The 25667-nt window shown below is 69.1% G+C and carries 22 protein-coding genes and 2 pseudogenes; 13 read left to right on the top strand and 11 right to left on the bottom strand.

The window, feature by feature from the left end; all coding sequences use genetic code 11:
• The first annotated feature begins 176 nt into the window (after positions 1-176).
• Complete coding sequence (locus tag ABD211_RS01890) at positions 177-1190, top strand: LacI family DNA-binding transcriptional regulator (protein WP_344125489.1); 1014 nt, start codon at positions 177-179, stop codon at positions 1188-1190.
• 9 nt (positions 1191-1199) lie between these two features.
• Here ABD211_RS01890 and ABD211_RS01885 read toward each other — a convergent pair whose 3' ends face one another.
• The gene (locus ABD211_RS01885; RefSeq protein ID WP_344125487.1) at positions 1200-2600 is read right to left on the bottom strand and encodes an RICIN domain-containing protein; all 1401 of its coding nucleotides are present in this window, start codon (positions 2598-2600) and stop codon (positions 1200-1202) included.
• Positions 2601-2890: 290 nt separating this feature from the next.
• Between ABD211_RS01885 and ABD211_RS01880 the strand changes: the two genes are divergently transcribed.
• Positions 2891-4648 carry an RICIN domain-containing protein gene (locus ABD211_RS01880; protein WP_344125485.1) on the top strand — a complete coding sequence of 586 codons (1758 nt, stop codon included), beginning with the start codon at positions 2891-2893 and terminating at the stop codon, positions 4646-4648.
• A 9-nt stretch (positions 4649-4657) separates the two neighbouring features.
• Here the strand turns inward: ABD211_RS01880 and ABD211_RS01875 are convergent, their stop codons facing one another.
• Complete coding sequence (locus ABD211_RS01875; RefSeq protein WP_344125483.1) at positions 4658-4993, bottom strand: L-rhamnose mutarotase; 336 nt, start codon at positions 4991-4993, stop codon at positions 4658-4660.
• Positions 4994-5107: 114 nt separating this feature from the next.
• Between ABD211_RS01875 and ABD211_RS01870 the strand changes: the two genes are divergently transcribed.
• Positions 5108-5809 carry a FadR/GntR family transcriptional regulator gene (locus tag ABD211_RS01870; RefSeq protein WP_344125481.1) on the top strand — a complete coding sequence of 234 codons (702 nt, stop codon included), beginning with the start codon at positions 5108-5110 and terminating at the stop codon, positions 5807-5809.
• A gap of 5 nt (positions 5810-5814) precedes the next feature.
• Here the strand turns inward: ABD211_RS01870 and ABD211_RS01865 are convergent, their stop codons facing one another.
• Genes ABD211_RS01865 through ABD211_RS01845 form a run of 5 tightly spaced genes read right to left on the bottom strand, consistent with a single transcriptional unit; the run spans position 5815 to position 11587 of the window.
• Entirely contained in the window at positions 5815-6675 is an 861-nt protein-coding gene (locus ABD211_RS01865) for an amidohydrolase family protein (RefSeq protein ID WP_344125479.1), read from the bottom strand.
• Positions 6672-7976: an enolase C-terminal domain-like protein gene (locus ABD211_RS01860; RefSeq protein WP_344125477.1), complete on the bottom strand. Its 1305-nt coding sequence runs from the start codon at positions 7974-7976 to the stop codon at positions 6672-6674. The genes ABD211_RS01865 and ABD211_RS01860 overlap by 4 nt, the downstream gene beginning before the upstream one ends.
• A complete protein-coding gene (locus ABD211_RS01855; RefSeq protein WP_344125475.1) occupies positions 7973-9004 on the bottom strand; it encodes an ABC transporter permease in 1032 nt (343 codons plus the stop codon). The genes ABD211_RS01860 and ABD211_RS01855 overlap by 4 nt, the downstream gene beginning before the upstream one ends.
• Complete coding sequence (locus tag ABD211_RS01850) at positions 8997-10529, bottom strand: sugar ABC transporter ATP-binding protein (RefSeq protein WP_344125473.1); 1533 nt, start codon at positions 10527-10529, stop codon at positions 8997-8999. The genes ABD211_RS01855 and ABD211_RS01850 overlap by 8 nt, the downstream gene beginning before the upstream one ends.
• Positions 10526-11587, bottom strand: a complete 1062-nt coding sequence (locus tag ABD211_RS01845; RefSeq protein ID WP_344125471.1) for a sugar ABC transporter substrate-binding protein — start codon at positions 11585-11587, stop codon at positions 10526-10528. The genes ABD211_RS01850 and ABD211_RS01845 overlap by 4 nt, the downstream gene beginning before the upstream one ends.
• A 134-nt stretch (positions 11588-11721) precedes the next feature.
• Here ABD211_RS01845 and narI point away from each other — a divergent pair, with 134 nt between their 5' ends.
• Positions 11722-12279, top strand: coding sequence for a respiratory nitrate reductase subunit gamma (gene narI, locus ABD211_RS01840; RefSeq protein ID WP_344125469.1), 558 nt, complete (start codon positions 11722-11724; stop codon positions 12277-12279).
• 64 nt (positions 12280-12343) lie between these two features.
• Positions 12344-12820 (top strand): CoA-binding protein, encoded by a 477-nt coding sequence (locus ABD211_RS01835; RefSeq protein WP_344125467.1) that lies wholly within the window; start codon positions 12344-12346, stop codon positions 12818-12820.
• A 285-nt stretch (positions 12821-13105) separates the two neighbouring features.
• Here the strand turns inward: ABD211_RS01835 and ABD211_RS01830 are convergent.
• Positions 13106-14067, bottom strand: a pseudogene (locus tag ABD211_RS01830) (glycoside hydrolase family 6 protein).
• An 80-nt stretch (positions 14068-14147) separates the two neighbouring features.
• Here ABD211_RS01830 and ABD211_RS01825 point away from each other — a divergent pair.
• From ABD211_RS01825 to ABD211_RS01820, 3 genes are all read left to right on the top strand, one after another.
• Positions 14148-14366: a hypothetical protein gene (locus ABD211_RS01825; protein ID WP_344125465.1), complete on the top strand. Its 219-nt coding sequence runs from the start codon at positions 14148-14150 to the stop codon at positions 14364-14366.
• A 204-nt stretch (positions 14367-14570) separates the two neighbouring features.
• Positions 14571-14915 carry a universal stress protein gene (locus ABD211_RS33830; RefSeq protein WP_425560315.1) on the top strand — a complete coding sequence of 115 codons (345 nt, stop codon included), beginning with the start codon at positions 14571-14573 and terminating at the stop codon, positions 14913-14915.
• 122 nt (positions 14916-15037) lie between these two features.
• Positions 15038-17443 carry a phosphoketolase family protein gene (locus ABD211_RS01820; RefSeq protein ID WP_344125462.1) on the top strand — a complete coding sequence of 802 codons (2406 nt, stop codon included), beginning with the start codon at positions 15038-15040 and terminating at the stop codon, positions 17441-17443.
• A 100-nt stretch (positions 17444-17543) separates the two neighbouring features.
• On the opposite strand, the gene ABD211_RS01815 is transcribed toward ABD211_RS01820, so the two are convergent.
• A complete protein-coding gene (locus ABD211_RS01815) occupies positions 17544-17834 on the bottom strand; it encodes a hypothetical protein (RefSeq protein WP_344125460.1) in 291 nt (96 codons plus the stop codon).
• Between the two features lie 211 nt (positions 17835-18045).
• Here ABD211_RS01815 and ABD211_RS01810 point away from each other — a divergent pair, with 211 nt between their 5' ends.
• Both ABD211_RS01810 and ABD211_RS01805 read left to right on the top strand, forming a co-directional pair.
• Positions 18046-18294, top strand: a complete 249-nt coding sequence (locus ABD211_RS01810) for an SHOCT domain-containing protein (protein ID WP_344125458.1) — start codon at positions 18046-18048, stop codon at positions 18292-18294.
• Between the two features lie 153 nt (positions 18295-18447).
• Entirely contained in the window at positions 18448-18969 is a 522-nt protein-coding gene (locus tag ABD211_RS01805; protein ID WP_344125456.1) for a hypothetical protein, read from the top strand.
• A gap of 49 nt (positions 18970-19018) precedes the next feature.
• On the opposite strand, the gene ABD211_RS01800 is transcribed toward ABD211_RS01805, so the two are convergent.
• Positions 19019-19315, bottom strand: coding sequence for a hypothetical protein (locus ABD211_RS01800; protein ID WP_344125454.1), 297 nt, complete (start codon positions 19313-19315; stop codon positions 19019-19021).
• Between the two features lie 403 nt (positions 19316-19718).
• Here ABD211_RS01800 and ABD211_RS01795 point away from each other — a divergent pair, with 403 nt between their 5' ends.
• The 3 genes and pseudogenes from ABD211_RS01795 to ABD211_RS01785 all read left to right on the top strand — a co-directional run bounded on the left by ABD211_RS01795 (position 19719) and on the right by ABD211_RS01785 (position 25019).
• Positions 19719-20327: a biotin transporter BioY gene (locus tag ABD211_RS01795; RefSeq protein ID WP_344125452.1), complete on the top strand. Its 609-nt coding sequence runs from the start codon at positions 19719-19721 to the stop codon at positions 20325-20327.
• A gap of 43 nt (positions 20328-20370) precedes the next feature.
• Positions 20371-21000, top strand: a pseudogene (locus ABD211_RS01790) (nitronate monooxygenase); the annotation flags it as partial.
• A gap of 653 nt (positions 21001-21653) precedes the next feature.
• The gene (locus tag ABD211_RS01785; protein ID WP_344125450.1) at positions 21654-25019 is read left to right on the top strand and encodes a PPi-type phosphoenolpyruvate carboxykinase family protein; all 3366 of its coding nucleotides are present in this window, start codon (positions 21654-21656) and stop codon (positions 25017-25019) included.
• Between the two features lie 112 nt (positions 25020-25131).
• On the opposite strand, the gene mce is transcribed toward ABD211_RS01785, so the two are convergent.
• A complete protein-coding gene (gene mce, locus ABD211_RS01780) occupies positions 25132-25623 on the bottom strand; it encodes a methylmalonyl-CoA epimerase (protein ID WP_425560317.1) in 492 nt (163 codons plus the stop codon).
• Positions 25624-25667: the final 44 nt, after the last annotated feature.

The raw sequence follows: 25667 nt of genomic DNA, 5'->3' as shown, positions 1-25667 counted from the left end.
CGACCGACGATAGGACGCCAGCCCTCGGTGGTCAATGTGGAACGACGCGGAACGCTTCGCGGCGCCCGCAACGCGGCCGGGCCGCATGGTCGCCATCGCGAATCGATTCGCATAGGATGGCGAGCACCCGACGCGCGCAGCGCCCACGATGTAACAGTTATTCGCAGGGAGATCCGGTGAATATCGGCGAGATCGCACGCCTGGCCGGTGTGTCGCGGAGCACCGTCTCCTACGCGCTCACCGGACGACGGGCCGTGTCGGACAAGACCCGCAAACGCATCGAACGGGTCATCGCCGAGTCGGGCTACCGGCCCAACGCGTCCGCCCGCGCCCTCAAGGAGGGCCGCACCCGCACCCTGGGCCTCGTCATCCCACCCGCCAGTCGGGCCCTGACCGACATGCAGCTGGGCTTCGTGGCCAGCGTCGTGGAGGCCGCCGCGCGCGTGGATCTCGACGTGCTGCTGTCCCCGTCGGGCGGCGACCACGACCGGTCCTTCGAACGCCTCGTCACCGGACAGCGCGTTGACGGCGTCATAGTGATGGAGATCCGGCTGGAGGACGCCAGGGTGGCCCGCCTCCAACAGACCCGGATCCCGTTCGTGACCATCGGCCGCACCGCACAGCCCGACAGCCTGTCCTGGGTCGACGTCGACTACGCCCACCTCATCGGCCGGTGCGTGCACCACCTGGCCGACCTCGGCCACCGGCACATCGCCCTGATCAACCGTTCGCAGGAGCTCGTCGCTTCGGGTTACGGTCCCGGCCACCGGGCGCTCGCGGGATTCACCGAGGCGATCACCGAGCGCGGCATCTCCGGCATGTCGCTGTGCTGCGCCGATGACGCCCCTGCCGGGCACGCGGCCACGCGGCGACTGCTCGCCGAGCATCCCGACGTCACGGCCATCGCCACCATCAACGAGGCCGCCCTGCGCGGCGTGCAGCGGGCGCTCGACAACGCCGGGCTGCGCATCCCGCGCGACTTCTCCGTCACCGGGGTCGTGGCACAGCACTGGGCCGAGGACTTCCATCCGCCGTTGACCGCGGCCGACGTGCCCGCCCACGATATGGGTTCCCGGGCGGTGGAGCTGCTGCTGGAGCGCATTGCGGAGCCGGAGTCGGCTGCACGGCACGTGCTGTTGTCACCACCGATCGCGCTGCGGTCCTCGACCGGCCCCGCCCGCTCCGGCTGACCGGCGCGGCTACGGCACCGCGCGGGTCCACTGCTGGTTGGCGCCGCTGCCGCAGGCGTACTGCTGGATGTCGGCACCGTCGGCGGTGTCGGCGGACACCACGTCGAGGCACTTGCCGCTGTGCCGTGCCACGAGCTGGAAGTAGCTGCCCGTGGCACGCCACTGCCACTGCTGGTTGGCGCCGCCGGTACAGGTGTACTGGATGATGTTGGCGCCGTCGGCGGTGGACGCGCCGGACACGTCGAGGCACTTGCCGCTGTTCTGGCTGACGACGCGGTAGTAGCCGCCGCCCGCGTCCTCGAACGCCCACCGCTGGTTGGCGCCGCCGTTCCAGCTCCACTGCTTGACCTCGGCGCTGTCGGTCGTGGACACGCCGTACACGTCCATGACCCTGCCGCTGTGCTGGGCCGTGATCCGGTAGTAGGTCGCGCCGCCGGAGCCGATCGACCCGGTCGCCGCGTCGATCGTCCAGCTCGTCTGGCAGGTCATCGACGCGGTCGTGCCGCTGATCGTCAGTGGCAGCCAGACGTAGCGGGAGTCCGTGAGGTTGCCGGGGTTCCACCGGTCACCCAGGTAGACGTAGCTGGTGCCGGCGCTGCCCGTCACCGGCAGGATGGTGGTGACCTGCGAGTTGCACGTGTTCGTCCCCGCCGGGGCGAAGCTGCGCCACGAGCTCCACGTGCCTTCGATCGAGGTGGCCGTGGCGTACTGGTTGTCGTTGGTGTTCCAGCCCGTCAGATGGGAGCCGAACAGGAAGTACGTGCCACCGACCTTGACCATGGCCGGCGACTCGTACTGCGGCAGTGTCTTCACCAGCGCCGCGACGCTGAGGAAGTCCGCGGACAGCCGGTAGATCTGCAACTTGGCGTTCGTGCGGTCCTCGCTGAGGAGGTACGCCGTCGAGCCGTCCAGGAACAGGTTGTCGTCGAGGCTGTCATGGCCGAGCGGCTTGAAGCTGCCCCGGTAGGTGTAGCTGCCGCACACGCTGGAGCTCGTCGCGACCCCGGCTTTTCGCTCCGTGTAACTCGAGTTGTCGATGTGCATGTACATCACGTACGTCGCGGTGGCGGCGTTGTAGATGACGTGGGGCCGCTCGACGACGCGGTTCGGGCCCAGGTCGCCGCTGGACTGGCGGGTCAACAGGTTGCCGACGAACGTCCAGTTCCTCAGGTCGGTCGACGAGTAGCACCGGATGTTCTGGAACGGCGAGCCGTTGGTCTTGTCCTCGCCGATCCAGTAGTACGTGCCGCCGACCTTCGTGACGCCCTCGCCGTGGGCCTGGATCACACCGCCGGAGGTGTCCGTCCACACCGCACCCGGCGTGATGGTCACGGTCGCCGCGTGGGCCGGCCCGACGCCGAGCGCCAGCACGGCGAGCGCCACCACGAGCAGTGATGCGGGTCGCTTCATCGTTGACTCCAGCGTCGGATCGGGACGTGCGCGCCAGCGGGCGCTGGTGCGCAACGTAGTACGTCATACGAGTGACGTCAACCAGTGACGACCGACGATGTATGGGGAGGTTGCGTGCCGAATCGATTCGTGGCGAGTCCCGCCCCTGGCGCCGTGCGCACACATCGACATTCTTGACACGTTCTGACGCCCTGCCCTACCGTTCGAACGAATCGATTCGACTATCAGGTCCGGTGACGTCAGCGCTCGAAAGTCCACCCGTACGTCGCTGGTCGACGGAGGAGATACCGGTGCATGTCCCACGAATCCACCGCTGGCGTAAGCCGGCCGTCATCGCCGCCGCGCTGTCCCTCGTCGCCGGGTACGCCGTGACGGTCGCCCAGCCCGCCCTCGCGGCCGACGAGTCCCTCACCGTCAACTTCGCCACCACGAGCGGCACACCGACCTACCGAGCGTCCGGCTGGATCTACGGCATGACCGAGAACGGCGCCAACCCGCCCGACAGCTACTTCCGCGACGTCAGGTTCCAGGCCATGCGGGCCGGCGGCGCGCAGCTGTCCGGCGGCGGCTGGGTCGGCGGCGGCTACGACCGCCGGTGGAACGCGACCGTCGCCCAGGCCCGGCGCACGAGCAGCCTGGGCGGCACGTTCATCCTGCTCCCCCACGACCTCTGGGGCGCCGACGGCGCCTCCATCAGCCGGTACCCGGGCGACAACGGCAACTGGACCGACTACGACAACTTCCTGACCCGGCTGTTCAACGACGTGAAGGCCGCCGGGATCACGGTCCAGTGGGACATCTGGAACGAGCCGAACATCACGATCTTCTGGAACCGGCCCCAGTCGCAGTACTTCGAGCTGTGGCGACGCACCTACCAGCGCATCCGCGCCACGTTCCCGAACATGCTCATCGTCGGTCCCAGTTTCGCCGGCGTGCCGTCGACCAGCGGCTGGTGGACGCAGTACCTGGACTACGTGAAGGCGAACAACGTCGTCCCCGACATCGTCAGCTGGCACTCGCTGCCCGGCGACCCGGTGTCCAACGTCGCCACGGCCAACACCACGTTGAACGCGCGCGGCATCGCCCACCCCAGGCCGTACCAGATCAACGAGTACGGCGCGGCCAGCGAGCAGAACCCCGGTGCGGGCGCGTGGTACATCGCCCGGCTGGAGCGGGCCGGCGCGGACGGCCTGCGCGCCAACTGGGCCGGCGGCGCCAACCTGCACAACGACCTCGCCAGCCTGCTGACCCGTAACTCCAGCGGGCAGTACCAGACCAAGGGCGAGTGGTGGGTGTACAACTTCTACGCCAACCAGACGGGCGAGATCGCGTCGGTCACCCCGAGCGGCAACTATGACGCGTTCGCCACCAGGGCGTCCGGTTCGGCGAAGGTGCTCGTCGGCGGCGCCCGCACGACCGGCAACGTCGCGGTCAACCTGCAGCGCCTCGACGCCGTCAGCGGCCTCGTGCAGAACAACCAGGTCCGCGTCGTCGTACAGAGCATCCCGTACAACAACGGGGGCGCCGTCACGGGTCCGTCCACGGTGCGCGACAGCGTCGTGACGCTGTCGGGCAACGCGACGACGGTCACCGTGGCGCACCCCAACGCCAGCGACACCTTCACGATCACGGTGCTGCCCCCGACGGGTGGCGGCGGCCAGGGCGCCCCGATCGTCGGTGCGCAGTCGGGTCGGTGCGTGGACGTGCCGAACAGCACCACGACCAACGGCACCCAGCTCCAACTGTGGGACTGCACCGGCCAGACCAACCAGGCCTGGACCTACACGTCCGGCAGGCAACTGCAGGTGTACGGCACCAAGTGCCTCGACGCGTCCGGACGCGGCACCACCAACGGCACCCAGGTCATCATCTGGGACTGCAACGGCCAGACCAACCAGCAGTGGAACGTCAACACCGACGGCACGATCACCGGCGTCCAGTCCGGCCTGTGCCTCGACGCCAACGGCGCCGCCACCGCCAACGGAACCAGGCTCATCCTCTGGCAGTGCAACGGCGGGGCCAACCAGAAGTGGACGCTGCGAACCTGAGCTCCGTCGTCAGGCCGCGTCGTCGCTCAGGTGCCAGATCTCGCGCATGGGAGCCCACCAGTGCCCGCTGCCGGGCTCCGCGACGGACTCCTGGCAGGGATCGGTGAGTTTCCACCACTGCTGGGTCTGCGGATCGGCGGCGATGCGTTCCATGTCAGCGTCGAAGTCGTCCCCCACGTACTCGTAATAGCCGATCAACAGGTCGTCGTGGAGAAAGATGGTGTAGTTGCGGATGTTCGCGTCGCGCAGGGTCTGCTCGACGCTCGGCCAGACCTCGGCGTGCAACTTGAGGTAGGTGTCGCGATGCTCCGGGCGCAGCCGGATGATGGAGCCGATCCGTTGCATTCCTCATTCCTTCCGGGGGCGTTGTCTTCCGGACGGCCGCTGGGGCCAGCGTGATAAACGTCCGATGTCTCTATAGTGATGTTCGGAATGTGCGACCCGGCTGAGAGGGACCTCGTGGCACTGACCGACGACGCCATCGCGAAGATCCGGCTCATGATCCAGAGCGGTGAGCTTCCGCCGGGCGCGAGGCTGCCACCCGAGCCGCAACTCGCGGCGCAGATGGGGCTCTCGCGCGGGGGCATGCGGGAGGCGGTGAAGGTCCTCGAGTCCGCCCGGGTGCTGGACGTGCGCCGCGGCGACGGCACGTACGTCACCAGCCTCGCTCCCCGGTTGCTGCTGGAGGGCGTCGGTCTCGCGGTGGACCTGCTGCGCGACGACACGTTGCTGGAAGTGATGGAGGTCCGCCGCATGCTGGAGCCGGTGGCCACCAGCGTGGCCGCCGTGCGGATGTCCGAGGCGGACCTCGACGAGTTGAGCACGATCCTCGACAACATGCGGGCCGCGGCGGACGACCACGAGAAGCTCATCGGATTCGACACGGCGTTCCATCACACCGTGGTCGCGGCCACCGGCAACGAGACGCTCACGTCCCTGCTGGACGGCCTGTCCAGCCGTACGGTGCGGGCGCGGGTGTGGCGAGGGCTCATCGAGGGCAGGGCGGCCCACAAGACGATCGACGAACACCACAGCATCTACCTGGCGCTGCGCTCGCGGGACCCGCTGCTGGCGCACGCCAGCGCCCTGCTGCACGTCAACACGTCCGAGGCGTGGCTGCGCGCCGTGGTCGCGGGCCGGGCCGACGACGCGACGTCGTAGGCCGATCATCGGTTGAGCCGGCCGGGCAGGCCGTAGACGCGGGTGGCCGTACCCGCGAAGATCTCCCGCCGGTCCGCGGCGGGCAGCGGGGGCAGCGCCTGCTCCAGTGCCGCCAGCACGTCGCCGTAGGACGCGGCGAGCAGGCAGACCGGCCAGTCCGAGCCGAACATCAGACGTCGCGGGCCGAACTCCTCGACCGCAGCGGCCACGAACGGCCGCAGGGCGTCGACGGTCCAGTCGGGGCCGGCCTCAGTGACCATCCCGGACAGCTTGCAGGCGACGTTGGGCTGGCCGGCCAGCGCCGCGAACGCGTCACGCCAGCCCCGCAGGCCGGCCGCGCCCTGATCGATGCGCGGCTTGCCCAGGTGGTCGAGCACGAACCGGACCTGCGGCAGCGCCCGCGCCGCGCGCGCGGCCGCGGGCAACTGGTCGGCGCGGATGACCAGATCGAAGGCGAGTCCCGCGGCGCCGATCTCGGCCAGACCGCGCCGGACCGCCGGCTGGTCGAGGTAGTCGGGATCGGCCTCACCCTGCACCTGGGAACGCAGGCCCACGAGCAGGTCCCCGCCGCGCTGGCGGCGGTAGCACGCGACGGTCGCGGCGAGGTCCGGCGCGGCGACGTCGATCCAGGCGACCACGCCGGCGATGGACGCCGTGTCCGCCGCGTACGCCAGGAACTCGGCCGCCTCGTCGGTGTGGCAGCGACCCCCTTCGACGAGAACCGTGGCGTCCACGCCGGCCGCGTCCAGTTCGGCCGTGAGATCGGCCGGGGTGAACGCGCGGCGGATGGACTCGAGGCCCGGCTCGTCGAGCCAACGGTAGCCGCGCTCGGGCCGCCAGAGGTGATGGTGCGCGTCGATGATCATCGCTGTCCGTCCGCCCACTCGGGGCCGTCCGGGAACCGGTAGGCGTCCCGCGAGGCCGGGTGGAGCTCGGCGCTCATGCCCGGCGCTGTCGGCGCCAGGTACCGCCCGCGTTGGACGCGTACCGGGTCCACGAAGTGCTCGTGCAGGTGGTCGACGTACTCGATGTAGCGGTTGTCGAGCGACCCGCTGACCGCCACGAAGTCGAACATGGCCAGGTGTCGCACCATCTCGCACAGGCCGACACCGCCGGCGTGCGGGCAGACCGGTACGCCGAACTTCGCCGCGAGCAGCAGGATGGCGAGGTTCTCGTTGACGCCGCCCACGCGGCACGCGTCGATCTGCACCACGTCCACCGCGCCCGCCTGCAGCAGTTGCTTGAACATCACGGCGTTGTGCGTGTGCTCGCCGGTGGCGACCCTGATCGGGGCGAGCGCCGCGCGGATCGCGGCGTGGCCGAGCACATCGTCCGGCGAGGTCGGCTCCTCGATCCAGTAGGGGTTGAAGGCGCGCAGTTCGCGCATCCAGGCGATGGCGTCGGGCACGCCCCACACCTGGTTGGCGTCGACCGCGATGCCGATCTTCGGCCCGACCGCCCGCCGGGCGATGTCCATCCGACGCACGTCGTCGGCGAGGTCGCCGCCCACCTTGAGCTTGATCAGCTCAAACCCCGACTCGACCGCCTCCACGCAGAGCCGGGCCAGCTTCTCGTCGTCGTACCCCAGCCAGCCCGGCGTGGTGGTGTACGCGGGATAGCCCTCGGCGCGCAGCAGCCGCTCCCGCTCGGCACGTCCGTCCGCGGCGCGGGTCACCAGGTCGAGCGCCTCGTCCTCGGTGAGCGCGTCACGCAGGTACCGAAAGTCGATCTGAGCCACGAGCTGTTCCGGGCTGAGGTCCGCCAGGTGCTTCCAGAGGGGCTTGCCGGCCCGCCGGGCCGCCAGGTCCCAGACCGCGTTGACCAGTCCCCCGGCGGCCATGTGGACGACGCCCTTCTCCGGGCCGAGCCAGCGGATCTGGCTGTCGCCGACGAGCCGGCGGGCGAGGGCGCCCGGATCCGCGACGAGTTCGGCGACCGGCTGGCCCAGCACCATGGAGGCGAGCGACCGCACGGCGGCGACCTGGATCTCCGTGCCGCGCCCGACGGTGAACACGAGCCCGTGCCCCTCGGCACCCGCCGTCGTGCGCAGCACGATATAGGCGGCCGAGTAGTCGGGGAACGGGTTCATCGCGTCCGACCCGTCGCGGTCCCGCGACGTCGGGAACCGGATGTCGTGGACGTCCACTGAAGAGACGCGCTCGGTCACGTCTGCGCCTTTCCGCCGGTGATGCGCGAGACGACCAGCGCGACGAGGATGACCGCGCCGTTGAGGAAGTTGGTCCACTGCGCGGGCACGCCCGCCAACGTCAACACATTAATGATCATAAAAAGCAGGAGTACGCCGGTGAACGCGCCGAACACGGTGCCCTTGCCACCGTTGAGGCTCACTCCCCCGATGACGGCCGCGGCGAAGACCTGAAAGATCGCGCCGTTGCCCTGCGCGGCCGGCACGGCCGCGAGCCGGCCGCTGATGAGCAGGCCGGCCAGCGCGGCGAGCATGCCCGCGACCACCAACGTCAGCCACACGATCCGGTCGGTGCGGATGCCCGCGGCACGGGCCGCGTCGACGTTGCCGCCGATGGCGTACAGCGCGCGACCGGGCCTGGTGTAGCCCAGGACGACAATGCCGGCCACGAACAGCAGCACCGAGATCCACACCGACGCCGGTACGCCGAGCCAGGTCGCCGAACCGAGGTAGGTCATCGACTCCGGCAGCGCGAAGAACGTCTTCCCGCCGGAGATGCCGGTCAACAGGCCCCGCAGCACGATGAGCATGCCGAGCGTGACGATGAAGCCGTTGAGCCCGAACCGGACGATGAGCAACCCGTTGAACGCGCCGACGAGCGCCCCGACCAGCAGGACGACGGGAACCGCCCAGACCGGGGGCACGGCGTGCAGACCGAGGCCATGGGTCACCGCCGGATCGACGATGAGCCAGGCCGCGACCCCTGGGGCGAGCCCGAATGTCGACTCGAGCGACAGGTCCATCTTGCCGCAGATCAGCACGATGGTCTCCGCGAGCACCACGATGGAGATCTCCGACATGCTCTGCAGCACGTTGACGATGTTGTCCGGCTGCAGGAAGACGGGGTTCACGATGAACCCGACCACGGCGACGGCGACGATGGCGGGCACGAGCGCGAGGTCACGCAGGCGCGCGAGCGCCGGCAGCCGTCGCGGCCGGTCCGGCGCGGCCGACGGAGACGGGACGGGCGGGGTCAGCGTCTCAGACATGGTCGAACCCGACCCCTTCCATCGCGGCCACCAGTTCGTTGTCGGTCCAGCCGTGGGCCCACTCGCCGGTGACGCGGCCGGCGAACATCACCACGACGCGGTCGCAGACGCGCAGGTCGTCCAGTTCGTCGGAGATGACCAGCACGGTCGCGCCGCGCCGGCGTACGTCGGCGACGACGTCGAGCAGGGTCTGCTTAGAGCGCACGTCCACGCCGGCGGTCGGGGCGATGAGCACGAGGAGCTTCGGGTCGCCGGCCAGCGCGCGACCCATGACGACCTTCTGCTGGTTGCCGCCGGACAGGTCGCCGACGCTCTCCTGCGGGCCCGAGGTCTTGACCGCGAGGTCGGCGATGGTCTGCCGGGCGAGCGCGTCGCGCCGGGCGGGCGAGATGAAGCCGTACCGCCCGACGCGGTGCGGCACCGTCATCGTGACGTTCTCGGCGACGGACAGCGCCGGTACGAGCCCTTCGCGGTGGCGGTCCTGCGGCACGAGCCCGACGCCGGCCGCGAGGGCGTCCGGCACGCTGCCGGGGCGCAACGTCCGCCCGTCGAGGACGACGGTCCCGCGCGCCGGGCGGGCGAGGCCGACGATCGCCTCCGCGACGTCGACCTTGCCGCTGCTGCCGCCGCCGGCGATCCCCACGACCTCCCCGACCTTGACCTCCAGTGACAGTTCGGCGCCGGATGTCGTGGCCAGGTCGCGTACCGACAGGCGGACCGGCGCGCCGGCCAGCGACGGCCGGTGGGCGACCTGCGGCAACGTGACGTCCTCCCCCGTCATCGCGGCGACGAGCGTGGGGCGGTCGACGTCGGCCACGGCGGCGGTGAGGACGTGGCGGGCGTCGCGCAGGACGGTGACCTGGTCACAGATCTCGTAGATCTCCTGCAGGTGGTGGCTGATGAACAGGAAGGTGACGCCCTGCGCGCGCAGGTCGTCGATCCGCCCGAACAGCCGGTTGATCCCGGCGGCGTCGAGCTGCGCGGTCGGCTCGTCGAGAATGATGAACCGGGCGCCGACGGACAACGCCCGCGCGATCTCGACGAACTGCCGCTGCTCCACCGACAGCATCGCGGCCGGCTGGCGCACATCGATGTCGAGCGACCACGCGGCCAGCAGCTTCTCCGCTTCCCGGCGCAGGGCCGGCCAGCGGATCAGGCCGCCGTACCCACGGGTGTGCCGGTTGAGGAAGAGGTTCTCCGCCACCGTCAGGGTCGGGATGATGGTTGATTTCTGGTACACGCACGCGACGCGTCGCCGCCAACCGTCGCGGTCGGCGGCGGCAGGGGCGGCCTCGTCGTCGAACGTGACGTGGCCGTCGTCGGGCGCGTGCAGGCCGGTGAGGATGCTGACGAGGGTCGACTTGCCGGCCCCGTTGCGGCCCACGAGCGCGTGGACCTCCCCTGGCCGCACCACCAGGTTGACCGCGGACAACGCGACGGTCGACCCGAACCGTTTGGTGACGTTGACGGCCTGCGCGACGGGCCGGTCGCGGACGACCGGCCCGTCGGTCCCGGTCGAACTCATGTGTTGTTGCCCCACAGGGACCGGTCGTCGAACTTGACCGTCGGCGCGCCGCCGATGGGAGCGCCGTCGAGGGTCACCAGCGGTGCGGCGAGCTGGTCCTCGAGCACGCCGTCGCGGACCTTGATGATGGTGCTGCCGTGGTCGGTCGGGCCCGGTTGGAAGGTCCTACCGTCGATGGCCGCCTTCACGTAGTACAGGCCGTACTTCGCGTACAGGTCGGCCGGCTGGCTCACCGTCGCGTCGATGAGGCCGGCGCCGATGTCCTTGAGCTCCTCAGGGATGCCGTCGTTGGAGACGACGAAGACGTGCTTCGGGTCGGTCGGCGGGACCTGCAGGTTGCGCTGTTTGAGGATCTGCAGCGTGCCCGACAGCGCGAACGAGGACTGCATGTAGATGCCCTTGATGTCGGGGTCGGAGGCGAAGCGCGTCTGCAGCTTCGACGCCGCGACGTCGGCCTTCCAGTCGGCGGCCTCGCCGAACACCGTGATGCCGGGGTAGTCCTTCTTCATGCACTCGTTGAACGCCTCGGTGCGGTCACGGCCGTTGATCGACGCAAGGTCGCCCTGCAGCATCACGACCTTGCCTTTGCCGCCGAGCTTGGTGCCCAGGAACTGACAGGCCTTCGTTCCGTACGACCGGTTGTCGGCCCGCACGACCATGAAGACGTTGCCGGTGTCCGGCCGCGTGTCGATGGTGACGACCGGGATCTTCTTCGTCGCCAGCTGGTCGAGGGTCGGCGCGATCGCGGCGGTGTCCTGCGGCGCCATGACGACGCCCTTGACCCCTTGGCTGATAAAGGCCTGCGTGTTGGAGATGAGGTTCGCGATGTCGTTCTGCGAGTTGCTGGTCTTCAGCTCGACGCCCAGGTCCTTGGCGGACTGCGGGACGTACTTGATGTAGGAGTTCCAGAAGTCGGTGTCCGAACGGGGGTAGTCGACGCCGACGGTGGGCGCCGAACTGCCGCCCCCGGACGGGTCCCTGGTGGCGCAGCCGGTCATGAACAGGGCGGCGGTAAGGACGGTCGCCAGGCCCGGGCGGAGCAGAACTCTGTGGTTCACGAATCTCCTTCCGTGGTACGCGGTGGCGGGTACATCAGATGTCTTTATAGACCACCAAAGATGGGCCGTCTAGTAATCGCACTTCACTGTGGACAGGCCGCAGACGGACACACACCGTGGGGAACAGTCATCAGATGACTGTGCCCCACGGAGCACCATCGTTGCTCCACCTGGGCGTGATCACGGTGTTCGTTGGTCACGTGCTGGGACTGTTGGTGCCGCGCAGGTGGACGGCGGCACTCGGTATCAGTGACCGGTTCTATCACCTGATCTCGGTCACTGCGGGCACGTTGGCCGGCGTCGTTATCGTCGCCGGGCTGGCGCTGCTCGTGGCCCGCCGGGTCCACCTGTCGGCGCTGCGCCGGAGCAGCACCGCGACGGACGTCGTCATGTACGCCCTGCTGGCGGTCGTGGTCCTGCTCGGCCTCTGGGCCAAGGCCGGGGTGAACATGCTCGGGCAGGGCCACGACTACCGGGAGACGGTGGCGGTCTGGTTCCGCGGCGTGCTGGTGCTTCGGCCCGATGCGTCGCTCATGACGGGCGTCCCGGTGCTGATGCAGTTGCACACGCTTGCCGCGCTCGCCCTGATGGCCATCTGGCCAATCACCCGGCTGGTGCACGCCTGGGCCGTGACAATCGGCGTGCTTTGGCGACCCCGGCCGGTCCGGGTCGACCGGCCCCATGCCGGGTGACGTCCGTCCCTTGTCGAGCGACGCGGGCCGGATCGACCGTAGAAGGATCGAGAGGAGGCGACCCATGGTGACGGTGAAGGTGGCCGCCGCGGAGTTCCTAGCGCACCGCCGCATCGCAGTGACCGGAGTGTCCCGCAATCCTCAGGGGCACGGCAGCAACGCTATATACCAGCGACTGCGTGAGCGCGGCTACGAGGTCTCTGCAATCAATCCGAACGCGAACGAGGTCGCGGGCGATCGGTGTTACCCGGATCTGGCATCGGTGCCCGGTGGGGTCGAGGCAGTGGTGATCGGCACCAGGCCCGATTACGCCGAGGCGACCATGCGCGAGTGCGCCGAACTGGGCATCAAGTACGTGTGGATGCACCGTTCGTTCGGCGCAGGCAGCGTCTCCGACGCGGCCACCGAGTTCGGACGCAAGCAGGGGATCACGGTCATCGACGGCGGTTGCCCGCTGATGTTCGACCCCACCGCCGACGGCGCGCACAAGGTGATGCGGTTCGTGTTCACGCGCACGGGCAAGGTCCCCAAGCGGGTGTAGAGGCCGGGGCTATGCGGTGGACCGTGCACCAGATCGGCTGACGAACACGTGCGGCGGCGGCCCAGCTTCGGCAGGTCGCCGTCCCGCTGGTCGTTACGGCGCTCATGGCGGCATACCTCGCGGGTCGCGACGGCCGGCCTGGTCCTGATCGTTGGCCTCACGCTCACGGCGCGGGCGGCCGCGATGATCGCCTGAGGGCCCTGAGAACGGAGGACCGGCGCACACTGTCCGGGTGCCGCCTATCGCGTCGGGCCGCCGAGTGGGCGCGGCGGCCCGACGCGCCGGTCAGGAGACCGGAGGATAGGCGTTCTGCACCAGCTGCGCGAACTGGGTCGCGAACCACTGGCCGGACAGCGGCGCGTCGGGCTGCGCCCCGGTCGGGCTGTTGCCGTTGAGCGCGTTTCCGGTGTACGTCGGGTCGCACATCCGGTCGAACTTCTTGCCCCCGTCATTCGGGATGTCGGTGCTCGCCCCGTCCGGTTTCGGCCGCTCGCCGAGGCCCGCCCCGGACGGGTTGCACCAGTTGCCCCGGTGGAACCGCCGGTCGATGCGGGTCTCGTCGACGAACGTTTCCAGCGACGTCGAGGTGCTCGGCCCGGTCGGTCGGGCTGAGCCGCCCCACCCGTTGCGGCTGGTGTCGATGAGCACGCCCAGGGTCGTCGGATAGCCCTTGGCGATCAGGGCCGTACGCATGGCCAGGGCGTAGCTCTGCTCGTCGATGTACTGGTTCCACTGGTAGTACTTCGCCGAGCGGACGGGGTTGCCGCCGACCATCTGGGTGGCGGTCATGTACGGCTCGATGGTGGGCGTGGTGTTGGCGGTGTTCGAGATGAACCCGTCGATCGCCGCGAAGCCACCGGCCTGCGTGGCGAGGTCGGTGAACAGCTGCACGGTCGGGTTGAGGTTGCTGTCCCACCCCAGCCAGCCGGAGTGGGCCATGTCCACGTACGTGTAGACGTTGCTCACCGAGTGCAGCTGTTCGAGCGCGTACGCGACACCAGCCATGTACGCCCCCGTCGACTGCGCCTCGGCGCACTTGGGGAAGCTCAGGTTCGTCACCAGGTTGGCAGCGAGTCCGGCTCGACGACCGTGACAATACGCAGGCTCGAGTACTTCGGCTGCTTGAGGATCGTCACGATCGGGTCGATGTACTCGGCCTTGTAGCGGGCCAGGCCGTTGTTGGCGATGAGCAGCTCACCGTTGGATGCCAGGGCCGAGCAGTCGCGGTTGGGCAGGTCGTAGATCACCAAGGTGATCGTGACCTGCTCTGGCTTCCGGCCGTGCCGCCGGTCGCGGCGGCCTGGTCCGCGGTCGTCAAAATCGCCGTGTGGTGGTGGTCGGTATGGGCCTGTCGCTGATCGGCATGGCGGCCGCCGAGGTGGGCCTGCTGCCCCCGGCCGTCGGTGCGCTGGCCCAGGAGGCGATCGACATCGTGGCGATCGCGCTCGCCCTGCGGGCGCTGCCGCCGATCCTGCGGCTGCACAACATGAAGGAGGAGGAAAGCGCCTTCAGCCTCATGCCAACGGCGGTGCCGCCCGCAACGTAGTCACAGGGACGCTGGACCGATCACAGCGTGTCGGCCGGCCCGGCGCGGGTGTAGTTGCTGGAGTTGAGATCGAGTCGGTGGAGCCGGTCGACCTGCCCTGTGAGGTGCCGGTGACCAGGACCGAAGTCCCTGGCGCCGGGCACCGCCCGGCGTTCGACTGAGGTTGCATCCGGCCAGCTACATGCTCGCGAAGGAGGCACAGTGATGAACACAGCGCGCCACTCAGCGTCGCGCAGGCCCGCGAGTACGCCGAGCAGCTACTCGCCCGTGAGATCGAAGAACTTCCGGCGTTCCAACGCGGTGGAGTGCCCATCGCTACCGAGGTGGGGAGGCCGCGCCGCGACCGTGCTGACCGCGGCCGCCCGCAGAGCGGACCTGCTCGTACTCGGCAGTCACGGACACAGCCGAACGTGGCACACCGTGCTCGGCTCCGTGACGGAGGAGTGCGTTCGGAACGTGACATGCCCGATCGTTGTCTTACCAGATCAGTACGAGCAAACGACGGGCTCGACGGAGCCGGGCGCACCGGCCCACGCCGAACCATCCTGAACGATCCGATCGGCACTTGGGCTTCAGAGGCTTTGGGCCCCTCCGCGCATACGGCGTGGTGGTTACGCTCGCCATGTGCCCCGATGGCGGGCCAACGGGCGACTTTGCGGGAGAGGAACACCGTGACCACCATTGCCGATGGCCGTACTGACCTGTTGTCGAGCCTGGCGGAACCCACCGAAGCTGAGGTCGCTGGCCTCGACGCCTGGTGGCGCGCCAACAACTACCTCACGATCGGCCAGATCTACCTGCAGGGAAATCCGCTGCTCCGGGAGCCGTTGACCGCAGCGCACATCAAGCCGCGACTGCTCGGTCACTGGGGCACCAGCCCGGGCCTGTCGCTGGTCTACGCGCACGTCTCCCGGCTGATCCGGCTCACCGGCCAGCAGGCCATCTACCTCGCCGGACCCGGGCACGGCGGGCCGGCCCTCGTCGCGGCCGGCTACCTCGAGGGGACCTACACCGACGTGTACCCGGCGGTCACCCAGGACGAGGCCGGGATGCTGCGGTTGTTCCGCCAGTTCTCCAGTCCGGGCGGCATTCCCAGCCACGTCTCGGTGACCACACCCGGCTCGATCCACGAGGGCGGCGAACTGGGGTACGTGCTGGTGCACGCCTTCGGCGCCGTGATGGACAACCCGGACCTGCTCGCGATCGCCGTGGTGGGCGACGGTGAGGCGGAGACCGGTCCGTTGGAGGGCTCCTGGAAGGGCATCTCCTTCATCAACCCGGCACACGACGGTGCCGTGCTGCCGATCCTGCACCTCAACGGCGCGAAGATCTCCGGACCGGCCGTGCTGGCGCGCAAGGACCCGGCCGAGGTCCGCGACCTGATGCGCGGGCACGGGTACGAGGTGATCGAGGTCGAGGGAGAGGACCTGCCCGGCATGCACCTGCGGTTCGCCGCGGCGCTCGCCCAGGCCTGGGGGCGCATCCGCGACATTCAGACCGCCGCCCGCGAGGGCAGTGACGCCGGACCCCGCCCCACCTGGCCGATGATCATCCTGCGCTCCCCGAAGGGCTGGACGGGACCGGCCGAGGTCGACGGCGTGACGGTGACCGGCACGTGGCGGTCGCACCAGGTGCCCCTGTCGGGGGTGCGCGACAACGCCGAGCATCTGGCGATCCTGGAGAGCTGGCTGCGCTCGTACCGTCCGGAGGAACTCTTCGACGCGGCCGGCGCGCCCACCGCGCTCGTCCGCGACGAAGCGCCGGAAGGCGACCTGCGGATGAGCGCGAGCCCGCACGCGAACGGCGGCCTGCTCACCCGCGACCTGGACCTGCCCGACTTCCGCGACTACGAGATCAAGGTCGACAGCCCCGGGACCAGCCGGGCCGAGTCGACCCGCAAGCTCGGCGAGCTGATGCGCGACATCTACACCCGCAACCCCGACCGGTTCCGGCTGTTCTGCCCCGACGAGACGAACAGCAACCGGCTCGGCGCGGTGTTCGAGGTGTCCGACCGCGCGTTCATGGAGCACGTGACGCCCGACGACGTCGCCATCAGCCGCGACGGGCGCGTCATGGAGGTGCTCTCCGAGCACAGCTGCCACGGCTGGCTGGAAGGTTACAACCTCACCGGCCGGCACGGCATGTTCGCCACGTACGAGGCGTTCGCCATGGTCAGCGCCTCGCAGACCGTGCAGCACGGCAAGTGGCTGCAGGAGGCCAAACACCTTCCGTGGCGGGCCAAGGTGCCCAGCCTGAACGTGCTGCTCACCTCGACGGCCTGGCGTAACGACCACAACGGGTTCTCCCACCAGGGCCCCGGGCTGATCCAGGTCGTGCTCACCCAGCGCGGCGACGTCGCCCGGGTGTACCTGCCGCCGGACGCCAACACCCTGCTGTCCGTCGCGGACCACTGCTTCCGGTCCCGCTCGTACATCAACCTGATCGTCATCGACAAGCAGCCGCAGTTGCAGTGGCTCACGATGGACGAGGCGGTCGAGCACTGCACCCGGGGCGCCGGCGTGTGGGAATGGGCGGGCACCGACGACGGCACCCGCGACCCCGACATCGTCCTGGCCTGCGCCGGCGACGTGGTCACTATGGAAACCGTCGCCGCCGCCCAGATCCTGCGGGAACGGCTGCCCGACATGCGGGTCCGCGTGGTCAACGTGGTCAACCTCATGACGCTGTCGCGTCCCAAGGACCACCCGCACGGCATGAGCGAGATCCAGTTCACGGAGCTGTTCACCGACACCGTCGACGTGGTCTTCGCGTTCCACGGCTACCCCGGCGCCATCCACCAGCTCGTTCACGGCCGTCCGGACGCCGACCGGTTCCGCGTGCGCGGCTTCATCGAACAGGGCACCACCACGACACCGTTCGACATGACGGTCCGCAACCGGACCTCGCGGTACCACCTCGTGATGGACGCGATCAACAACGCCAAGCGGCTCCCCCGCGGCGCAGCCGACCTGAAGGCGTGGTGCGAGGCCCAACTGGCGCGCCACGAGGCGTATGTCGTGGAGCACCTCGAGGACATGCCCGAGGTACGCGACTGGGCGGTCGGCAGCCCGTCCTGACCGGGTCCGTCCGGGCGGTGGCAGCACCACCGCCCGGACGGAAGCACGTCAGCGACGTCCGGGGTTATCCGCTTCGACCGCCGCAGCGAGTCCACATGTGTCAGCTCAAGAACGGACGGTCACCCAGGTTGGCTTCCGCCTCCGCCCAGTTCCGGTAATCGCCGAGCGGCGCCCCCAGGGCCGCGACGACCGCCCGCTCGCCGAGACCGAGCCGGTCACGGTCGAGCCTCCCCGCGAACACCCGGTGCTGACGGGCTCTGGCCAGCATCACGGCCGAGCCGGCGTCGACCGGGTGCTCGTCCGGTTTCGGCGGGTCGCCGATCGGCCCGCTGGAGAATAGCCATACCGGCCGCTCGCCGTGTTTGCTGGCGGCGCAGACCATCACGCGCATGACGTCTCCTCCCTGGTCGCGAAGGGTCCCACCTCACGGTGACACCGGTTACCGCTCGCTGAAAGGGCCGGCCGCCGCATCAACCGGGACCTTCGCCCCGCCCGTCGCCGATGGTCCTGCCGATGAGAGCCCAAGTCCCCTGCTACGGGTGATGCCCTCGGGTCACCATGAAATCGGATATCCATGACGTCCGAGGTGAGGTGAGAGCGCGATGGACCGGTCCTGGCACGGGATGGCGGGTTGGGGGCCGCTGTTCATGGGGATGAACACCGTACTCATCTGGCTGCTCCTGATCGGCGGCGCCGCGCTGCTGTACTACGCGCTGCGCCGGACCGACCGACCAGCAGACAGGGCGACCCGGGACGACGGGGCACAGCGGGTGCTCGCCGACCGGTACGCGCGCGGCGAGATCGACGAGGACGAGTACCACAAGCGCCTGCGGGTGCTGCGCGGAGCGTAAGTGGATGGAACCCGGCGGGCCGCTAGGCGGCCCGCCGGTCGTGTCATGTCAAGAGTCGGCTGGGCGGATGGAGCTGCACCCGCGACAATCTCAGCATAGGTCGCGAGTGGACGGTGGCGGTGGTGTGGCGCGTCAGGCGTCGGCAAGACGAGCGTGGCAATCGCGTTGGCCGCGCTGCACGGCGTACCCCTGGTTCCGGCTGACGACGTCGTCACAGGACTGCGGGCGATGACCACCACGCAACAGCAGCCCGAGCTGCATTACTGGGATGCCCACCCGGAGGCGGGTGAGTGGCCGCCAGCCAGGATCGCGCAGTTGCACCTCAGCGTGGCCGAGGTACTGCGGCCGGCGTTCGAAGCCATCGTGCGGGAGCATGCGGAGAACCTGGACCCAGTCACCCTTGAGGGCGATTACCTGCTGCCGGACTTTGCGCAACATCCGGGGGTACGGGCCGTGGTGCTCGCCGAGCCCGACACCGCGAGGCTCGTTGCGAACTACGCCGCACGGGAGCCAGGCCCCGGCGAGCAGCGACTGCGCGCGGAGGTGTCACGCCTGGTCGGCGCGGAACTGACGCGACGCGCGTCCGCTGCCGACGTCCCCGTGGTCGCCGCAGTGCCGTGGCGCGACGCCGCCGACCGCGTGGCCGCCGCGCTGGCGATGGCGACAAGACCGTGAACCCACTGCGGACTACTGGTCGCTAGGCAGCGGAGATCGTGGCTGGGTGTCAGCGCGCTTCCAGAATCGCACATGGCTGGTCCGCCGTGTCAGGTCTCCTGCGGGTCAGTTGCCTGGAGAGGTGGGGAGACCGTGGTGGTTGAGGTACAACACGATCCGCCGTGTGATCGAACGTGGACCGGTCGTGAAAGTCCACACGGATCGGGTTCGCGTGGCGCGGCCCGTCGATGGAGACGCTGATGTCGATGTCCGGCCACAGCTCGTCGATCAGGCGCAGCCACGCCTCGGACAGCAGCAGCTCTATCGCGCGCCTCCGCCAGCGTGGACAGCACTCTACGACGCTCACGTGACGCGTCGTCGACCGTGGTTCCATGCCGCGCCGACCGCCGACTGCTGACCGTCCACAGTGGCGCCGTGGCCAGGAGGCAAGCCGGACGTCCTGTCATCCATATCTGGCCCGCCGGAGCGTCGGACCCGACACCATAGTGACCCGGACCGGACCACACCCACTTGCGACATGAACATGGCGGTTGCCGGCATGTCGAACTGGTTGTTGACCCGTGCAGTGGCTTCGGTCGACGCGCCGGTCGAAATTCCTGGCGAAAACCGGGACCAAAGCCCCTGCTCAGCCCATCCGGGGTTACCTACCGTTCTCACGTCTATCAAATGTTGTACGCGCGACCGTTGCCCGCGGCCAGCCTGCGGTGAGCGCAGGCAGTTCACGTGGGCCAACGGGAAGGGAGCCGAGAATGGTAAACGGCGCGGTGGGTGCGATCACGGACCGGCCCGTGCGAGTGCTGGCTGATATCTGGCCCCGATCCGCCGGACGTGAGGTGGCACTGGTCGTCGGGGCCGCCGCCATGGTGGGCGTTGCGGCGCAGATCACGGTGCCCGTGCCCGGCTCACCGGTTCCCATCACCGGGCAGACCTTCGCAGTGCTGCTCGCCGGCGCGGCGTTGGGTCCGGCCCGCGGGGCAGCGGGCATGCTGCTCTATGTCGTAGCCGGTGCCGCCGGTCTGCCCTGGTTCGCCGGCGGCACCGCCGGTGTCCCGACCGCCACGTTCGGCTATCTGATCGGCTTCGTCCTTGCCGCTGGATGCGTCGGGCGGCTGGCCGCCGGCGGTGCCGACCGGCGGGCGTGGCGCACGATCGGCATGATGGCGGCGGGCACCGCGCTGATCTACCTGATCGGTGTTCCGTGGTTGATGGTCGCGGCGAAGGTGGACCTGTCGAAGGCACTGACCGTAGGCATGATCCCCTACCTTCCTGGAGACGCGGTCAAGGCGATGCTTGCGGCCGGCCTGCTGCCGACCGCCTGGCGACTTCTTGACCGGCGGTCCGGCGGGACGCAAGGGTGACAGCATCGGCAGCACTCAGTCATCGGGAGCTTTTCAGGGCGGGATGGCTGTCGGCGTCTCGAGTTGGCAGCTGGCCCGGGCCGTAGCTCTCACCGGACAACTCGGGGTGATGTCCGGGGTCGCTCTCGACGTCCTGCTCGCCCGCCGCCTGCAGGGTGGCGACGAAGGCGGGCACGTGCGGCGGGCGCTGGCCCGCTTCCCGGTTCCGGCCGTGGTCCATCGGGTGCTCGACCAATATTTCGTGGCGGGTGGCGTGCCGGTTGGACAGCCGTTCCGGCCCGTGCCCCGGCTCGCCCTGAAGGCCCGCTACGCTCTCGGCAGCTGTTGACGGCCGTTGCCAACGTTCGTCGAGGTGTTCCTGGCCAAAGAGGGCCACGACCAGCCGGTCGGGGTGAACTACCTGGAGAAGATGCGGCTGGCGACCCCGGCCGCGGTGTACGGCGCCATGCTGGCCGGAGGCGACTACGTCCTGATGGGCGCGGGACTGCCCACCGAAATGCCCCGCCTGCTGGACGCGCTGGCCGCCGGTCAGCCGGCACGGCTGTCCGTGGCGGTACACGGCGCCGAACCGGGCGACGACCACCACGTCGCCGTCGACCCGCGCGATCTCCTGGGCAACGCCGCACACAGCCTGCGCCGGCCGCAGCTGCTGGCCATCGTGTCGTCCGCCACGTGCCCTCGGGCAGGATGTCACGTTCCTGCCGCACCTGGACCGCGACGGTGACGGCTACTCGGCCGCCGACGTCGTCGCGTACCTGCTCGGGACCGGGACCACCTAGCTATTCCGGTTTGTTCGCCTACTGCTGGACGGCGGTGCGGGCACGGACGTGTCGCGCTGCTCGTTGAACCGCGTCTGCCTCCGGCACAGGCCTGCGACCGGCGTCGCGGACGAAGGGGCGCGGCCGGCGGCCCGCGGCCCGGCCAATCCGCGTGTTCTCAAAACGGGCTCCGACCCGGGCGCACGAAACTTCGTTACACGCACGCCCACACCGTTCGGGCTGTACACGGATTCTGAGTTGGCGAGCGGCTGCGACCACCGCGTGGACGCGGCCTCGACGCGATGACCTGCGCGTCCGCCGCGACGGCGAACGGCCGGTTGACCTGCCCGGACGGGCTTTCGGCACCCACGAGGTCGATTTCCCCGTACGGATGTCACTGATCGCCCGGTGGGAGTTGAACCGCGGTGGGTACCCCGGGTCTACCGGCCCATAGATAAGGGCCGTGACGCCGTTTCTCTCGCGTGCTCGCGGCCCGTAACGTCCGGCCAGGTCATCCATTGCTGACATGTCCCCACGCGGGCCCTACAAGCTGGCGAGAAGAGTACCGATGCCTGATATCAAAGGATCATTGAGTGCGGCGATCAACCTCCGGTTGGCCCAGCTCGGATTGCCCGTTACCGCGGCCTTCGAGGGGACGGAGGCCGCCCGCCTGGTCGGCCCTATCCTCGCTCGTCAACGTGAACTGAGCCGGCGCCTTTCCGACCGGCTCTGCGCCGCAGACGCCCGGATCAAGGCGTTCCTCGACGACTACCTGGCCGACACCGGTGTGCAGCCTGGCCTGCCCGGCCGGACCCTGGTGCTCGACGAGCCGGGCCTGGCCCGGGAACTGTCGCTCCCGTTCGGCTCCGACAGCTACGTCTCGTCGCTGCTGAGCAGCTACCGCGTAGTAAACGGCATTCTGCACAACCCTGCCACGGATCGGCGCACCACGGCAGGCGTCTTCCACATCGCCGAGGGCGGGCTACCTATCCCGGACGACAAGATCGCCGTTCCGAAGCTCGCCTTCGCGCGGCTGCTCGCGATGGCCTTCGAACCGCCGCCCGAGGACATGACACTTCCGTACACGGCCAACCAGCGGCAGCCGGCGTTGTGCTTCGCCTCCCTTTACCTGCGCCCGCTGGTCTCGCCCGAGGTGCCCGGTGTGGTACGGGAGAAGCGGATGGAGACCCACGTCATCGTTCCCGGCGGTCTCGTGGCCAGCCTCGACTTCATCGAGTCGATCTTCGGCAACTGGGGTGACCCGTACCTGCCCGAGAACGACGCCTCGCTCGAACCGTCCACCTGGACCGGCCATACAGGATGCATCATCCTGGCGCCGCACCTGACCCGGATAACGAAGAAGGAGCTGGGTCTGCCGCACGTGAGCGACGCGACCGAGCGTCAGCGGCGAGACGGAATGTGCTGGGAGACCTCGGATGAGCCGTACCACGGGGGGAAACCGTTCAAGATCTGCGCCCGGGACACGCGCGGCGTGATCGTCACGATCATCGCCGACCCGTACTTCGGCTACTGCAAGAAGGAGGTCAAGACCCAGATCTCGTACTCGGCCAACCTGTTCGGCAACTGCGAGGAGGAGCACTCCGGCGGCGCCCTCGTCTTCCCGAGCTACAACCTCGGCCAGGAGTACGTGGACACCCGTAGCGGCGATATCGAGCTGTCCGACGTGCTCGCCCGCAACCCGCGCTTCGCGGCCCAACTGCAAGGGCATGCGCTGGATCGGACGATCGAGGGAGTCGTCCTCGTGCCCGCAGGAGCCCGCTTCTCGCTCCGGAGTCTGCGCATCACCTGGACAAACGGTGGTATACCACTGCGGGCCGGACTCACCTATCTCACGCCGGGCGGCTACCGGGTGGAGCTGGTCCAAGACCCGCAGGACCGGACAGCGTGGTCGCTGATCGGCACCTCGCCGATCGCGACCTGCTGCCAGAAGCCGGCCACCGTCTCAGGTGGCGGCAAGTCCGAGATCTCCAAGGCCATAGCGGATGCCATCGTCGTCGGGACGGAACACACCGCAGACCTCGAGGGCGACATGGACAGGGTCGCCGAGCTCATCGGCCGCGACTACTCGGGACGCTTCGCGGCCGCCGACCGCAACGACGTCGACACCAGGCCAATTCTGTCCGAGCAGCGTTCGATCGGCTCCGTGATCAAGCTGTTCACCCCTTCGGCCGACTACACCGCCGAGTACAACGCCTGGCTCGACAGCGTGCCGCTGCGGGTGAAGAGCCTCCTGTATATGATCAAGCACGCGTACCGCCCCGACTGGGGGGACGACTGGCGCAGCCACTTCAGCGTGGTCGAGGTCGACGGCGCCCCGGGCACGCGTCTGCGTCTGGACGGCCGCAAGGTGCTCGTCAACCGGCTGCGTATGGGCTTCAACGCCGACGGATCATGGCGCCTGTTTAGCCTGCGTCACGATTTCTCCCCCGCGATGAAGGTGCAGACGGAGGACGACATCACCGCCTCGACCGTCGTGTCCGGCTCCTGCCTCGGCCTGGACCCGGCCCGCTCCTACAAGATCGTCGCGAACTGCGAGGACCGGCTGTTCCAACGCCCCGATGACGCGATCGTCCGCGGCTACGACGCGCGGGCCGAGCACGACATCGCCGGCCCCGGCGTGTTCCTGTCGAACTTCCAACCGCTGACCGCGGAAGACGTCCTCGCGATGCGCGACGACTCCGTGGGTTTCAGCGCCTTCACCGAGCCTATGGCCCGCCTACTGAACGATTTCGCCGACCACCAGTCTTGCGCGTACGCCGTCAGCTCCGCGCATCCCCGGCTGGTCGACGGCAAGCCCTCGAAGAACCCGCGCTACCTGCAGGACCGTCCCGACCGTGCGGATAGCCGAAGCTCGGCGATCGCCGAGCTGGCCAGTCGCCTGGCGCGCTGCCTGCCGGCCAACGCCCCGCTGTTCCAGCCGGTCGATGTGGTGGCGGCCGGACGGCGCAACAACCCGCCGACGGACACGATTCCAGCGTTGTGCTCGTACAACCCACTGCACTACATGGAACTGCCCGAGCTGCTCATGGAGTTCATCGCCTCGATGACCGGCAAATCGCCCTCCACGACGGGCGCGGGCTCCGAGGGGGCGATGACGAAGGGTCCGTTCAACGCCTTGCCCACGGTCATCGACCTCAACTCGGCGTTGCTGTCGTTCGCACTGACCGGCTATGACGGATGGGTGTCGGCTGCCGGCTACGTCGGCCCGCAGATCAAGGTAGAACACGACTTCTCGCTGCTCGTTCCCGAGGTGTTCGCCCGCATGGCCCCCACCGAACGGGACGCGGCGCATCTGATCGCCGAGGGCGCCCTGGAGAAGATCGTCGACTTCGAGTTCGAGGGCCGTACGGTCCGGGCCAGCCGCCTGGGCTACCGGATGACCGAGCGCTTCGCGACGAAGTACTTCGGGCGCATCTTCCTGCACCCAGATGTGGTCTTCACCGCCGCGATGCTCCGCCCCGAGTTGCAGGATCCTGCCGTGTTCGCCGATTCGGTCGACACGATCGTGCAGACCCACGAGCGGGTCGCGCGCGCCTACTTCGCCGATGGCACGATCGACATGGCGATTCCGCCGCTGCGGGCACTCCTGGAGATCATGGCCCACGGGACCTCGGCCGAAGGGTGGGACCTGGACTCGCCCGAGTTCCGAGCCGCGTTCAGTCGCGAATCGGTGGTCGGGTCGTCGTGGTACGCGCAGCGCCTGGACGCACGGCAGGCGGCCGGGGTCGCCCGCGCGGAGGCAGGATTGGCGGCGATCCAGAAGTTCTCCGCGACCCTCGGCAACGCGGAACCCTCGGCGCGTCTGGACATGCCGGCGCGGGTCGAGGCCGCTCAGCTCGAGGTCAAGCGCTTGGCGGGTACCGAGTTCCGCGAGCAGATAATCGGCGCCTCCGGAATCACTCCGCTGAGCTGATCAGGCCCGCAAACGGCCTTGATCGCCGACGCCGACGGGGCAGCCACATGGTCGTGGCTGCCCCGTTCGAACGCGCCCAGGACCGCGCCGGAACACCGCGGTGCTGATCCGCTCAGGCGGAACGTTCGTCGCGGGCAGGCGCCGGCGGCTCCACCAGCTCGACGAGAACACCGCCGGCGTCCTTAGGGTGTACGAAGTTTATCCGCGAGCCGCCGGTTCCTGTCCTGGCGGACGGATAGAGCAGTCGCATGCCGCGCGAACGCAGCTCCTCGCTGGTCGCGGCCACATCGTCAACGGTGTACGCCACCTGCTGGACCCCGGGGCCGGATCGTTCGAGGAACTTCGCGATCGCCGACTCCGGGGTCAACGGAGCCAGCAGTTGAACGCAGCCGCCGGCCGGATCCGGGCCGACCGACATCATCGCCTCACGAACGCCCTGCTCGGTGTTCTCCTCGACGTGTACGCAACGCATGCCGAACACGCGCTCGTAGAACTCGATAGCCACGTCGAGATCGGCAACCGCGACGCCGACGTGGTCAATGCGCCGCAGGCCCACCGACACCACGTCGGTCGCCCGGGCCGCGACTGGTTGCCGATCGAAGATGTCACTCATGGCGTCAGTCCGTTCTGTCGAAACCGGATGCGTAT

This window comes from Luedemannella flava, assembly GCF_039528515.1.
GTDB lineage: Bacteria > Actinomycetota > Actinomycetes > Mycobacteriales > Micromonosporaceae > Luedemannella > Luedemannella flava.
This window is presented reverse-complemented; position numbering and strand designations above follow the sequence as displayed.